The following is a 13,104-nucleotide window of genomic DNA, read 5'->3' on the forward strand; positions in this document are numbered from 1 at the left end:
ATACGATGACAGCTTCAATGACGGATACACATCATGACAGACTGCCCATTGCTTCACTGCTTGCGCTAGCCATGGCGGCCTTCATCACTATCCTGACCGAAGCGCTGCCTGCGGGTCTGCTGCCGCAAATGTCGCAGGGGCTAGCGGTGTCCGAAGCCTGGGTCGGACAAACCGTCACTATCTATGCTATGGGTTCTCTGGTAGCTGCGATCCCGTTGACCGCCGCGACGCAGGGTGTACGTCGCCGCCCGTTGCTGTTGGCAGCCATCGCAGGTTTCGTCGTTGCCAATACGATTACGGCGTTTTCCGGTAGCTATGTGCTGACGATGGCGGCGCGTTTTCTGGCAGGTATTGCAGCGGGTCTGCTATGGGCACTACTGGCTGGCTATGCAGCCAGTATGGTGCCTGAACATCAGAAGGGACGCGCTATTGCGATAGCGATGGTCGGCACGCCATTGGCATTGTCACTCGGCGTGCCCGCTGGCACCTTTCTTGGCAACCTGATCGGTTGGCGAATGTGTTTCGGTATGATGAGTGGTTTAGCCGTCATACTCATGTTGTGGGTACGCGTACAGGTACCGGATTTTGCCGGACAGCCAGTAGGCAAGCGGCTGTCTCTGAGGCAGGTGTTCACCGTAGCAGGCGTGCGACCCGTACTATGCGTGGTGTTGGCCTTTGTACTGGCGCATAACATTCTCTACACCTACATTGCGCCGTTTCTTGCTGCGGCGGGCATGGTCGAACAGACTGGTCTGGTGCTGCTGGTATTCGGCATCACATCACTGCTGGGGATCTGGATCGTTGGCGTGCTGATTGATCGCCATTTGCGAGCCCTGACGCTTGCCTGCTCGGCATTGTTCTGCCTTTCTGTACTGGCGCTTGGCGTGGCAGGTGATGTACTCCTTGTGGTTTATGCGGCGGTGGCAGTCTGGGGACTCGCCTTTGGCGGTGCCGCGACATTGTTCCAAACGGCAATTGTCAGAACGGCTGAGGAGGGCGCCGATGTGGCACAGTCTATGTTGGTCACAGTTTGGAACATGGCTATCGCAGGGGGCGGTATCATCGGTGGTGTTCTGCTGGAGCGTTTTGGCGTTGTTGCATTCTCTCCGGTACTGTTGGCTCTGTTATTGATTGCGCTCGCTGTGGTGTGGTCTGCCAGACAACACGGTTTCCCTGCGGCACGGCGGTAAGATGGCGCAGCGCCAAATTTTTTGCCTGAGGCTTCGCAGAATGCGCGTTCCGTCCGTTTATTTTTAGCCACGTCAATTACAATCAAACCTCAAAAAGAAACGATGTTTTATTTTTGAGGTTATGATGAATCTTAATACCTTACGCTCCTCTGTCTGGCTTCTGGTGGCGTTACTGGCCAGCCCTTCACTGATGGCGAACGATATGAACCCTCACTCTCAAATAGCGGCGGATCAGGCGGTGACGGATGAAGGGCTGCCTTCGTTCTATCCGCAGCTTAAACAGCAGATGACCTACTCCGATTCCTGGCTATCTGGAAATTTTACGGATTTTAGTCAGTGGCAATCCCAGTCGAGAGAAACGCTGCGCTCGCTGCTTCTGACGCCGGATTCCACCAAAGACTTTGCACCACAGGCGATCGAAAAGCAGGATCGCGGCAACTACACGGCAGAGAAAGTTGCTTTCAACCTGACCGATGAAAGCCGTGTAGACGCACTGCTCCTGACGCCTAAAAGTGCCGGGCCGCATCCGGCGATAATCCTGCTGCATGACCACGGCGCGAAGTTTGATATCGGTAAAGAGAAGATGATCAAACCATGGGGCAATGACGAACAGCTTGCTTCTGCACAGGCGTGGGCCGATAAGTTTTTCACCGGTCGTTTTGTCGGGGATGAACTGGCGAAGCGAGGCTATGTGGTGTTGGCGGTGGATGCGCTAGGCTGGGGATCGCGTGGGCCGATCAAATATGAGCAGCAGCAGGCGCTGGCGAGCAATTTCTTTAACCTTGGGCGCTCGCTCGCCGGTCTGATGGCCTACGAAGATATGCGGGCGACGGATTTTCTGGCATCGCTTGAGCAGGTTGATAAACAACGTATCGGCGTCGTTGGTTTTTCAATGGGGGCGTATCGTGCCTGGCAGCTAGCCGCGCTGTCCGACAAAGTGGCGGCAACGGCGGCAGTATCCTGGATTGGTACATACGACGGCCTGATGACGCCGGGTAATAACGTACTCAGAGGGCAGTCGGCATTCTATATGCTGCATCCGGGACTATCGACGCGATTTGATTTCCCGGATGTGGCGAGCGTCGCCGCGCCAAAGCCGATGCTGCTATTTAACGGCGGCAAAGACAAGCTATTCCCGACGCAATCCGTTGAAGAGGCCTATGCCAAGATGCATAAGGTGTGGCAATCCCAGCAGGCGGACAGCAAGCTGCAAACCAAGATCTGGCCTGATTTGGGACACGTTTTCTATCAGGAACAGCAGGAAGACGTCTTTCGCTTTCTGGACCAATGGTTAAAGCCAGCATCCCGTTAAAACTCGTGTTTTGTTAAAACCCATGTTTTATTAAAACAACAGCCCAAGCAAATAGCGTAGATCGCCTTCCTGCCGTAACGTGCAACGATCGGCGATCTGGTTACTGTCGAGATGCGGCAGAGAACCGAGGGTTTGCTGCAATTTAGCGCGCAGATCGGTTGGTCGCGCAGAGGTTTCCTGACGCGTGGTGCGCTGGATTAGCGTGCTGCCGTTACGCAAATGCAGGGTAACCTCATGAAAACGCGCCTCTGGGTCAAGCTCATCAGGTGGCGCGGTTTCATCGGCGCGGCGTATGACGCGATTCGCCAGCGCGGCCATTGTGGTTTCAACTGGCGCTTCCGAAAAATGCGCCAGCTTCAGTTCCCCTTCAATCAGTGCCGCTGCAATGACATATTCCAGACTGAATCGTGCTTCTACGCCGTTGGTCGCGTTACGGATGAAAGGAGCAACGTCGCCGCCTGGCGGGAAAGTCACCGTGATACGTTCGATGGCATCGGCCAGATCGGCATTTACACCATTCTGCTGGTGCCACTGTTCCCGCAACGCAAACGCGGCTTCGGCGGCGCTGTGGGTTCCGCCACAGGTTGGGTAGCGCTTAAACTCCAGACCGGGAGACAGAATGCGCCACGGCGATCCCCAGTTTTCAACCAGCAGCGCTGGCTGCTGTTTTTGATCGCCATGCGCGGCAAGAAACGCCTCGATCACCAACTGCTTGTTGCCCTCGAAGCCTGCTAACCCCAGCTTGGCGGCGGTTAGCCCTGCTCTGGCAGCAAGTCCAGCGTGTAGCGGTTTGACCGCCGAACCAAACTGCGCTCTCAGCCCTGCGGCCTGTGTGGCGGCTAAGCCAAGAATCGTTTGTGTCTGTTCTACCGACGCGCCAGCCAGACGTGCAGCGGCGGCAGCGGCGGCGATAGCGCCGAGCGTGGCGGTGTTGTGGTAACCGAGGCTGTAGTGACGTGGGCCGCATGCCAACCCGATTCTGCCAGCGGCTTCTACGCCTACCACATAGGCCGTCAAAAACGCCTCTTCCGTAACGGATGAATGCTCTGCGGCAAGGGCAAACAGCGCAGGCAGAATAACGGTGCTGGGGTGGCCGCGAAATGCAGGGTGATAATCGTCAAAATCGAGTACGTGACCGGAATAACCCAAAATCAGACTACGCGTCAGGCTGTCCGTGCCGCTGAACACCTGCTTTAATGGCGCGAGCCCGCTATCAACAATTGCGCCCTGTGTGATTGGAAGCGCGGTGGAGATAAAGTCGGTCACCCCTTCACGAGCGGCATCAATCGCGTCTTGGCTTGGTTTGCTATGGATGATGTGGTGAGCAAGCGTTGCGGTGATATCAGTCTGATTGGTCATGAGTTGTCAGGCATCTTGGCGGAAAAATACTAATTTACTGTGCATCGTTGAATAGCGATTAATAACCAAACGGAATAATAAATTCCACTTGGTTATTAATAAGCGGGATCAGAAGCGGTCTTTTAGCTGCCCGGGTGTAATGCCGAATGCTCGGCGTAGCGCGGTGGCAAAGTTGGCGGGGCTGTTATAACCCGCGATGCTGGCTGCCTGAGCGATACCGATGCCGTCCTTCTGCAAGGCCAGCATCGCGCGCTGCAAACGGCAGTTACGCAAGTATTCGAACACGCTCATATTGAATGTCTGGCGAAAATGGCGCTGTAACGTGCTTTCACTCATATTGACGCTTTTGGCGATTTCACTCATTGAAAGATGATCGGCGCTGCCGCTCTCCAGCCTATCTCTGACCTGCTGAATACGATGGTAGCTGCGCAGGGTAACACCACTGCTTTTTTCCTGCGCCACGCTGGCAGTCAGTGACGTAAACGCTTCGATAATTAGGCTCATGCACTGCATTTCCAGATAAAGACGCTGGAGCGGCGTTTGGCAAGGTTCAGCATCCAGCGTTTGCAAGGCAATCGCCAATGCCTGTCGGGACGGCGTCCACAAATGTGTTGCAAGATGGGTTTGCGTGAAATCGTGGATGGCCTGCCAGTCGCCAACGGTATCCATCATATTGCCGTATAACCATTCTCTATCGAACGTCAGCGTAATGGTGCGTTCATATTCATCGCGCTTGCCGATGCGGGTAAACATTGTCGGCTCCGTCAGCGCAATCAGCGAGGCGGGCTGGCTCTCTCCCAAATGCAGTTCCTGATGGCCAAATGAGATATGCGCATTGCCGCTCACCACAATGGCCAGTTTGATCGCGCCATCCAGCAGGTTTTGGGTTTTCATGTTGTGACGATTAATCACATCTGCGGTATGCAGGATCAGATGCGGATTAAGCTGCATAACCGTGAACGATCCGAATAGCACCGGTGTGTTATCGATCAGCCGGGGGCCGATAAAACGGTAATTATTCGCGACCAGACTCGATTGCTGAACGATGTGATCTTTGTAGATCGGCTTTGATGACTGAGTGAAGCTGCGCACGTGATTACCTACCTGATTAAACCCTTCGACCTGCGCCTTCCATTTTGATGCTTTGGCAAAACATTTTGCTGCTAGAGCAAACCCCGTCCTGAATGACAAATGTAACAATGACCGCGCCAAAATGGTAATGCAAATACTTCTCAATAGCATTTTTCGTTGGGGAGGTCACATTGCACGATAAATGCATTTTCCATTTCCGGCAATGCGGAGAAAAGGGCTGATTGACTACACACAGTATTTCATAACAACGATACGTGGTGCCCCGTTTGCATGACGCTTCTCTCTCGATAACCGCCACGTCTGCGCGTTTTATCTCCGCCGTTATTCAGCGCCTTTGCTGATGGTCGTTAGGTGTCGCTGCACCAATCACGATGCTGAACTTTTTCAGGCTACTTACTCATTTCTTACAGGCAGGATAATTTTGATGAAACTACCACAATCGCGCCGTTATCTGGCGACGCTCATTGGCGTTAGCTGCGGGATGACGTCGTTTCTGAGCGCGGCGCAGACCTCGAGCATTCCTTCAACAGAACCTGCCCCGCAGGTGCAGAATCAGTCCGAAAGCAGTCCATCGGGCGATACGATGGTGGTGACGGCTGCGGAGCAAACGCGTCAGGCTCCGGGCGTGTCGGTGATTACGGCTGAGGATATCAGCAAGCGTCCGCCCGCTAACGATCTGTCAGAACTGATTCGTACCATGCCGGGCGTTAATCTGTCCGGTAACTCAACCAGCGGCCAGCGCGGTAACAATCGCCAGATCGATATCCGTGGCATGGGACCGGAAAACACGCTGATTCTGGTGGATGGCAAGCCGGTATCAAGCCGTACGGCAGTGCGTTACGGCTGGCGTGGCGAGCGTGATACTCGTGGGGACACCAACTGGGTACCTGCGGACATGGTTGAGCGCATTGAAGTACTGCGTGGCCCGGCGGCGGCACGCTATGGCAACGGTGCGGCGGGTGGGGTGGTCAACATCATCACCAAAAAGCCGACGCAAGAATGGCACGGTACTTGGAATACTTACCTGAACGCGCCGGAACATCGCTCAGAAGGCGCGACCAAGCGTACCGATTTCAGCCTGATGGGCGGCCTGACCGACAGCCTGAGCTTCCGCCTATTCGGTAATCTGAATAAAACCCAGGCTGATGCGCGCGATATTAATGAAGGGCATCAGTCCGCACGCGCGGGTAATCAGTCAGCTTCACTGCCTTCTGGGCGTGAAGGGGTACGCAACAAAGATATCAACGGCCTGCTGCGTTGGGATATGACTAAGCAGCAGTCTCTGGAGTTTGAAGCAGGTAGCAGTCGTCAGGGCAATATCTATGCGGGCGATACACAAAATACCAATACTGATGTGAATACAGGCTATGTTCGCGGTAATTATGGCAAGGAAACCAATCGCATGTATCGCCAGAACTTTTCGGTAACGCATCGCGGTTACTGGGACAGCGGCGTCAGTTCTACGTCGTATCTGCAATACGAACGTACGCACAATACCCGTATTCTGGAAGGGTTGGCAGGCGGAACCGAAGGGCTGTTTTCTGCGGCAGATACCTTCAGAACCATCAAACTGGATAATTTCACCGCCCACAACGAAGTGAATCTTCCGCTGAATGTCTGGGTCGATCAGGTGCTCACGTTCGGGGTTGAGTGGAACGAGCAGAAAATGAAAGATCCGGTTTCTAACTCGCAGACGACAACCGAAGCAGGCAGCGTGGGGTCGCTGAGCAGCAGCGGTCGCAGTGATAAATCCGCCGCCCGTCTGGCTTCCGCCTTTGTCGAAGATAACGTTCAACTGACGCAAAGCACTATGCTGACGCCAGCGCTGCGTGTCGATCATCACAGCACGGCAGGCACCAACTGGAGCCCTTCGCTCAATCTGTCACAGGAACTGGGTGACGACTACACGCTGAAGTTAGGTATCGCCCGTGCTTACAAAGCGCCAAACCTCTACCAGACCAACGAGAATTACCTGCTCTATAGCCGTGGTCAAGGCTGTGCGGGAGGGACTTCCTGCTACCTGATCGGTAATGAAAATCTGAAGGCGGAAACCAGCCTGAATAAAGAGATTGGTTTGGAGTTTCACCGCGATGGGTTGATCGCTGGCATCACCTACTTCCATAACGATTACCGTAACAAAATTGAAGCAGGCAACAATGTTATCGGTAAAGCGGTGGGCGGAAGCAATGCCCAATATGCCAACGCCAATATCTTCCAGTGGGGCAATGTGCCGAAGGCGGTTATTCAGGGGCTGGAAGGTAACCTGACCATTCCTGTCACAGAGACCATCAACTGGCGTAACAACCTGACCTGGATGTTGGAATCGAAAAATAAAACCACGGGCGATTATCTGTCTATTACGCCGGAGTTTACCCTGAACTCATCCGTGGACTGGCAGGCGACGGAGAATCTCTCCTTCCTGGCCGATGTGACCTGGTATGGTCGCCAGAAGCCGAAGAAATATAACTACAAAGGCGAGCACGTAACGGGCAGCGCAACCAATGAGTTAAGCCCTTATGCGTTGTTCGGGTTAAGCAGTACCTATACGTTTAACAAGAATCTGAGCGTGACGGGCGGTGTAGAGAACCTGTTTGATAAACGCCTGTTCCGTGCGGGTAATGCGCAGGATGTGGTGAACAATAACGTTGTCACCATCGCGGGTGCGGGTGCGGCGACCTATAACGAACCGGGCCGGACTTTCTTTGTCAGCGTGAAGACGTCGTTCTAAATCTTATATCCGTCATACTGAGTCATCAACGCCACGGGAAATCCCGTGGCGTTTTTTATGACGAGTCATCCCTGGCCACCACTCTGCGGGGCGTTGCTGCGCAACGTGAAAAATTTCTCCCGGAAATTTTTTATTATCGCTATCAGGGGCAGAAAAGGGCTTTTAAGGTGGCGACGATTTTCTCTACATCATGATTTTCGATGCGGTAGTAAAGCGTTTGTGATTCGCGCCGATAGCTAATCAACCCTTCTTCACGCATTTTCGCCAGATGTTGCGAGAGGGCAGACTGGCTCAGCGGGATATGCTCAAGCAGCGCACCCACCGACATTTCGCTGTGCTCGATAAGCAGGCAAAGCACCAGCAGCCTGTTTTCGTTGCCAATCGCTCGCAGCAGTGCCGCTGCTTTTGCCGCACCGTCTTGCATAAATTCCCGATCCGAGGTGCTCAACGCCATGTTCATACCATCCTACGTGACTGGCTAATTTAGTTATGTCTAATGTATTCAGTTTACCATATCATTGCCACATTCCTCCCCAACTTGACTGGTGACGTCAGAGAAAAAATGCAAGCTAGGGGTTTTGTTTGATGACGTTATTGGCGCCGCTGGATGAGAATCGCGGCTCTGTTCCACCCCATGAGAGGCGGTTACTGATGCCATTGAAAGAGACAACGGCAGGCCCTTTAAAATCAAAATCGAGATGATGTTCTGTGCCAGTTACGTTCACCTTTACTGGCTTATCATCGGCAATAATATGAGTGCGGATTGTGTTTTTATAGGCGGCGACGGTCAGGTCACCGGTTGACTGGCCTGTAACGGCAATTTCGGAACCGGTCACGGTAAGTGATGTGGCAGTATCGAATGTGACATTGTGCTCGGAACCCATGATGGAAATCGCTGCACATTTCCCTGTGAGTACGATGTTATTACCGTTACCTGAAATACGGACATCATTGCCATTACAAGGAATATCGCGTGTTAAACCGATCCCCTCCAACTCGATAGGAGCGGCATAGGCAGATGCGGTGAGCGCGAAGGTAGTGACGCAAAGCATTTGCAGATAACGTTTTATCTTCATGAAGTCTTTTCCTGTTCTCAAAGAGGCTATCCGGCATCGTTGCCGTGAAGCTCCTATCATCTGTTAACATTTATTCATACTCTATTGCGAACATTCTTATTATTACTGCGTCTTTAGACGATGCTTAATCACGTTATGTTGTTAAAAAACCACATATTACATGGCTAAATCAGCATAGTTAGTGTGCGCCGTCAGGGACATGCTATTCTGCTGATGTCGGTATTTTTCAGTGATAGTGACGTTGGGCACATAGCACAGTTAATTAAAAAATTAATGTTGCTATTATGTGAACGAATTAACAATAGATTCAAATCCTGATATGCTGATGAGGCTGGACCGGACACTCTGCTACCTTACATCCACACGCTGACACCCAGGCATGGACACCATAAGTGGGAACAAGAGCGCCGGGCATAATGAAGACAATGAGAGCGAGGAGAACGTCGTGCTAGAAGAATACCGTAAGCACGTAGCTGAGCGGGCTGCGCAGGGGATTGTTCCTAAACCGTTAGATGCCACGCAGATGGCCGCGCTGGTTGAGTCACTCAAGAATCCCCAGGCAGGCGAAGAAGAGGCATTGCTTGATCTGCTGATTAATCGCGTCCCTCCCGGTGTTGATGAAGCCGCCTATGTGAAGGCCGGTTTTTTGGCTGCCGTCGCTAAAGGCGAAGCCACTTCCCCCTTGGTTAGCCAGGAAAAAGCAATTGAGCTGTTGGGCACCATGCAAGGTGGTTATAACATTCATCCGCTAATTGATGCGTTAGACAATGAGACGCTGGCACCTATCGCCGCCGAAGCGTTGTCCCACACGCTGCTGATGTTTGATAACTTCTATGATGTGGAAGAAAAGGCGAAAGCAGGCAATGCGCACGCCAAGAAAGTGATTCAATCCTGGGCTGATGCTGAGTGGTTCCTGTCCCGTCCTAAACTGGCGGAAAAAATTACCGTTACCGTCTTTAAAGTCACCGGTGAAACTAATACGGATGACCTGTCTCCGGCACCTGATGCCTGGTCACGCCCTGATATCCCGCTGCACGCGCTGGCGATGCTGAAAAACGCCCGTGAAGGTATCGATCCCGATCAGCCTGGTGCCGTTGGTCCGATCAAACAGATCGAAGAACTGAACAAGAAAGGTTTCCCGCTGGCTTACGTCGGTGACGTTGTCGGTACGGGATCGTCGCGTAAATCGGCGACCAACTCGGTGCTGTGGTTCATGGGTGAAGACATTCCTCATGTTCCGAACAAACGCGGCGGCGGTGTGGTGCTGGGCGGCAAAATCGCCCCAATCTTCTTCAACACCATGGAAGATGCCGGTGCGCTGCCGATCGAAGTCGATGTGAACGATCTGAATATGGGCGATGTGATCGACATCTACCCGTATGAAGGTGAAGTACGCCGTCATGACACCAATGACGTGCTGGCGACGTTTGCGCTGAAGACTGACGTATTGCTGGACGAAGTGCGCGCCGGTGGCCGTATTCCGTTGATCATCGGACGTGGGTTGACGTCTAAAGCGCGTGAGTCACTGAACTTGCCGCACAGCGATGTCTTCCGTATTTCCAAAGCCGTTGAAGCCAGCAAAAAAGGCTTCTCACTGGCGCAGAAAATGGTCGGCCGCGCTTGTGGCGTCGCGGGTATTCGCCCTGATGAATACTGCGAACCGAAAATGACATCCGTGGGTTCACAGGACACCACCGGGCCGATGACCCGCGATGAGCTGAAAGATCTGGCTTGTCTCGGCTTCTCCGCTGACCTGGTGATGCAGTCGTTCTGTCACACCGCGGCCTATCCGAAGCCGGTTGACGTTACCACGCACCATACGCTACCAGACTTCATCATGAACCGTGGCGGTGTATCGCTGCGTCCGGGCGATGGTGTTATCCACTCATGGCTAAACCGTATGCTGCTGCCGGATACCGTTGGTACGGGCGGTGACTCCCACACCCGTTTCCCAATCGGTATCTCTTTCCCTGCGGGCTCCGGTCTTGTGGCGTTTGCTGCTGCCACGGGCGTGATGCCGCTGGATATGCCGGAATCGGTTCTGGTGCGTTTCAAAGGCAAAATGCAGCCGGGTATTACCCTGCGCGATCTGGTCCACGCCATTCCGCTGTATGCTATTAAACAAGGTCTGCTGACCGTTGAGAAGAAAGGCAAGAAGAACATCTTCTCTGGTCGTATTCTGGAGATCGAAGGTCTGCCGGATCTGAAAGTCGAACAAGCGTTTGAACTGACTGATGCCTCGGCGGAACGTTCTGCGGCGGGTTGCACCATCAAGCTGGATAAAGCGCCGATCATCGAGTATCTGAACTCCAACATCGTGCTGCTGAAGTGGATGATCTCCGAAGGTTACGGCGATCGTCGTACGCTGGAGCGTCGTGTTCAGGGGATGGAAAAATGGCTGGCCGATCCGCAACTGCTGGAAGCCGATGCCGATGCCGAGTATGCGGCAGTGATCGACATCGATCTGGCCGACATCAAAGAGCCGATCCTATGTGCTCCGAACGATCCAGACGATGCGCGCTGGCTGTCTGACGTGCAGGGCGAGAAGATTGATGAAGTCTTCATCGGTTCCTGTATGACTAACATTGGGCACTTCCGTGCGGCGGGTAAACTGCTGGATAGCCACAAAGGCCAACTGCCGACTCGTCTGTGGGTTGCGCCACCGACCAAAATGGACGCTGCACAGCTGACGGAAGAAGGCTACTACAGCGTATTTGGTAAGAGCGGGGCGCGTATCGAGATCCCAGGCTGCTCGCTGTGCATGGGTAACCAGGCGCGTGTGGCTGATGGTGCGACCGTCGTTTCTACGTCGACCCGTAACTTCCCGAACCGTTTGGGAACCGGTGCCAACGTGTATCTGGCGTCTGCTGAACTGGCTGCGGTTGCCTCGCTGCTGGGTCGCTTGCCGACATCGGAAGAGTACCAGACCTACATGTCGCAGGTGGATAAGACCGCGCAGGATACCTATCGCTATCTGAATTTTGACCAGTTAGGTCAATATACCGAGAAAGCCGATGGTGTGATCTTCCAGACGACTGTTTAACTCGCTATAGTTCGCATCCCTACACCGAAGGAGGCCTTGTGCCTCCTTTTTTTCTGCCTGCTCCATTCCACCTTGTGCATCTGCAACATCAAAGGTGAAGGTGCATCACGACGATAGGGTGTGTAGACGACTAAACTGAACAGAAGAAACATCACAGTGAGGATGGCATCATGGACTATGAATTTTTGCGGGATGTGACGGGTCAGGTCATCGTTCGTATGTCGATGGGACATGAAGCGATTGGGCACTGGTTCAATGAAGAAGTGAAAGGCCAGCTAACGATATTGACTGACGTTGAGGATGCGGCGCGTTCCGTCGCAGGCAGCGAGCGGCAGTGGCGACGCGTGGGTCACGAATATACGTTGCTGCTGGATGAAGAAGAAGTGATGGTGCAGGCGAATCAGCTGTCTTTCACCACGGATGAGCTGGAGGAGGGCATGAGTTATTACGACGAAGAGAGCCTTTCTTTATGCGGTCTGGATGATTTTCTGACGCTGGTGGAAAAGTATCGCGAGTTCATCCTGCATTGATCGTTTTAGTTATTCGAGTGTTTTGATAACACGATCGTTTTGAAAACACCACCCGCCAGACGGATGGTGTTTTCCATCAGTCAGCCAAGATCGGCATGACCAAAACGCGTCTGCCAGTCGTGATCGAAGCGGTTAAGTGCATCGTCAACCGCAGGATCTTGCAGGAACAGTTCGGCAACCGCCGGGTCAACGGTAATAGCCCGACAGCCAGCTAGCAGGCAGTCCAATACCTGACGCGGCGTGCGAAAGCTGGCTGCCAGTACCTGAGTCTGCGGGCTGTGCAGGTTGATCAGGGTTTGCAGCTCTTTCACTAGCGCAATTCCGTCGCCACCCTGTGCATCAATGCGGTTGACGTAAGGTGCGATATAGCGAGCGCCCGCCAGCGCGGCATAAAACCCTTGTCCTGCACCGTACACCGCAGTGCCGAGTGTGGGAATATCCAATTCCGTCAAATGCTTAATGGCACGTAATCCTGCGTGTGTTACCGGCACTTTGACGACCAGAGAAGGAATCACCTCTCTGAGTTTCAACGCCTCTTCCACCATCACGTCAGGATCGCGTGACATCACCTGAGCAAATAGCTGTCCTTCTGTGCCGATAACGGCCTGCATGTCCCGTAGCACGCTATAAATATCGGATTTTCCGCGTGCGACAATGCTCGGATTGGTGGTGACGCCTTTAATCGGTAATACGCCAGCGAGTCGTTCGACTGCGGCTACATCAGCCGTATCTAAATAGAATTCCATTGTTTCCTCCGTACAGAAATCGGTGTTT

10 protein-coding genes are annotated in these 13,104 nt (G+C 53.4%); 5 read left to right on the forward strand and 5 right to left on the reverse strand.

From position 1 onward, the window contains the following. Positions 1–5: 5 nt before the first annotated feature. Both KP22_RS11120 and KP22_RS11125 read left to right on the forward strand, forming a co-directional pair. A complete protein-coding gene (locus KP22_RS11120; protein WP_197061575.1) occupies positions 6–1,190 on the forward strand; it encodes an MFS transporter in 1,185 nt (394 codons plus the stop codon). A 124-nt stretch (positions 1,191–1,314) separates the two neighbouring features. After that, positions 1,315–2,502 carry a dienelactone hydrolase family protein gene (locus KP22_RS11125; protein ID WP_039306028.1) on the forward strand — a complete coding sequence of 396 codons (1,188 nt, stop codon included), beginning with the start codon at positions 1,315–1,317 and terminating at the stop codon, positions 2,500–2,502. 30 nt (positions 2,503–2,532) lie between these two features. Here KP22_RS11125 and KP22_RS11130 read toward each other — a convergent pair whose 3' ends face one another. Next, positions 2,533–3,861: an MmgE/PrpD family protein gene (locus KP22_RS11130; RefSeq protein WP_039324268.1), complete on the reverse strand. Its 1,329-nt coding sequence runs from the start codon at positions 3,859–3,861 to the stop codon at positions 2,533–2,535. Between the two features lie 108 nt (positions 3,862–3,969). Continuing rightward, positions 3,970–4,953: a helix-turn-helix transcriptional regulator gene (locus KP22_RS11135; protein ID WP_039305829.1), complete on the reverse strand. Its 984-nt coding sequence runs from the start codon at positions 4,951–4,953 to the stop codon at positions 3,970–3,972. 424 nt (positions 4,954–5,377) lie between these two features. Between KP22_RS11135 and KP22_RS11140 the strand changes: the two genes are divergently transcribed. Beyond that, complete coding sequence (locus KP22_RS11140; RefSeq protein ID WP_039305832.1) at positions 5,378–7,681, forward strand: TonB-dependent siderophore receptor; 2,304 nt, start codon at positions 5,378–5,380, stop codon at positions 7,679–7,681. A gap of 142 nt (positions 7,682–7,823) precedes the next feature. Here the strand turns inward: KP22_RS11140 and KP22_RS11145 are convergent, their stop codons facing one another. After that, complete coding sequence (locus tag KP22_RS11145) at positions 7,824–8,135, reverse strand: ArsR/SmtB family transcription factor (RefSeq protein ID WP_209428702.1); 312 nt, start codon at positions 8,133–8,135, stop codon at positions 7,824–7,826. A gap of 115 nt (positions 8,136–8,250) precedes the next feature. After that, positions 8,251–8,757: a DUF3060 domain-containing protein gene (locus KP22_RS11150; RefSeq protein WP_039324273.1), complete on the reverse strand. Its 507-nt coding sequence runs from the start codon at positions 8,755–8,757 to the stop codon at positions 8,251–8,253. A 445-nt stretch (positions 8,758–9,202) separates the two neighbouring features. On the opposite strand from KP22_RS11150, the gene acnB reads away from it, so the two are divergent. After that, the gene (gene acnB / locus KP22_RS11155; RefSeq protein WP_156107276.1) at positions 9,203–11,800 is read left to right on the forward strand and encodes a bifunctional aconitate hydratase 2/2-methylisocitrate dehydratase; all 2,598 of its coding nucleotides are present in this window, start codon (positions 9,203–9,205) and stop codon (positions 11,798–11,800) included. Positions 11,801–11,970: 170 nt separating this feature from the next. Beyond that, positions 11,971–12,330, forward strand: coding sequence for a protein YacL (yacL, locus tag KP22_RS11160; protein ID WP_039305843.1), 360 nt, complete (start codon positions 11,971–11,973; stop codon positions 12,328–12,330). An 80-nt stretch (positions 12,331–12,410) separates the two neighbouring features. Here the strand turns inward: yacL and fsa are convergent, their stop codons facing one another. Beyond that, complete coding sequence (gene fsa / locus KP22_RS11165; RefSeq protein WP_039324278.1) at positions 12,411–13,076, reverse strand: fructose-6-phosphate aldolase; 666 nt, start codon at positions 13,074–13,076, stop codon at positions 12,411–12,413. Positions 13,077–13,104: the final 28 nt, after the last annotated feature.

This window comes from Pectobacterium betavasculorum, assembly GCF_000749845.1.
In the GTDB taxonomy this organism is placed as follows: Bacteria; Pseudomonadota; Gammaproteobacteria; order Enterobacterales; family Enterobacteriaceae; genus Pectobacterium; species Pectobacterium betavasculorum.

What these genes read in the sequence shown, in the direction of transcription:
- KP22_RS11120 (WP_197061575.1), top strand. Translation starts at nt 6, where the DNA reads ATGACAGCTTCAATGACGGATACACATCATGACAGACTGCCCATTGCT.
- KP22_RS11125 (WP_039306028.1), top strand. Translation starts at nt 1,315, where the DNA reads ATGAATCTTAATACCTTACGCTCCTCTGTCTGGCTTCTGGTGGCGTTA.
- KP22_RS11130 (WP_039324268.1), bottom strand. Translation starts at nt 3,861, where the DNA reads ATGACCAATCAGACTGATATCACCGCAACGCTTGCTCACCACATCATC.
- KP22_RS11140 (WP_039305832.1), top strand. Translation starts at nt 5,378, where the DNA reads ATGAAACTACCACAATCGCGCCGTTATCTGGCGACGCTCATTGGCGTT.
- KP22_RS11145 (WP_209428702.1), bottom strand. Translation starts at nt 8,135, where the DNA reads ATGGCGTTGAGCACCTCGGATCGGGAATTTATGCAAGACGGTGCGGCA.
- KP22_RS11150 (WP_039324273.1), bottom strand. Translation starts at nt 8,757, where the DNA reads ATGAAGATAAAACGTTATCTGCAAATGCTTTGCGTCACTACCTTCGCG.
- yacL (WP_039305843.1), top strand. Translation starts at nt 11,971, where the DNA reads ATGGACTATGAATTTTTGCGGGATGTGACGGGTCAGGTCATCGTTCGT.
- fsa (WP_039324278.1), bottom strand. Translation starts at nt 13,076, where the DNA reads ATGGAATTCTATTTAGATACGGCTGATGTAGCCGCAGTCGAACGACTC.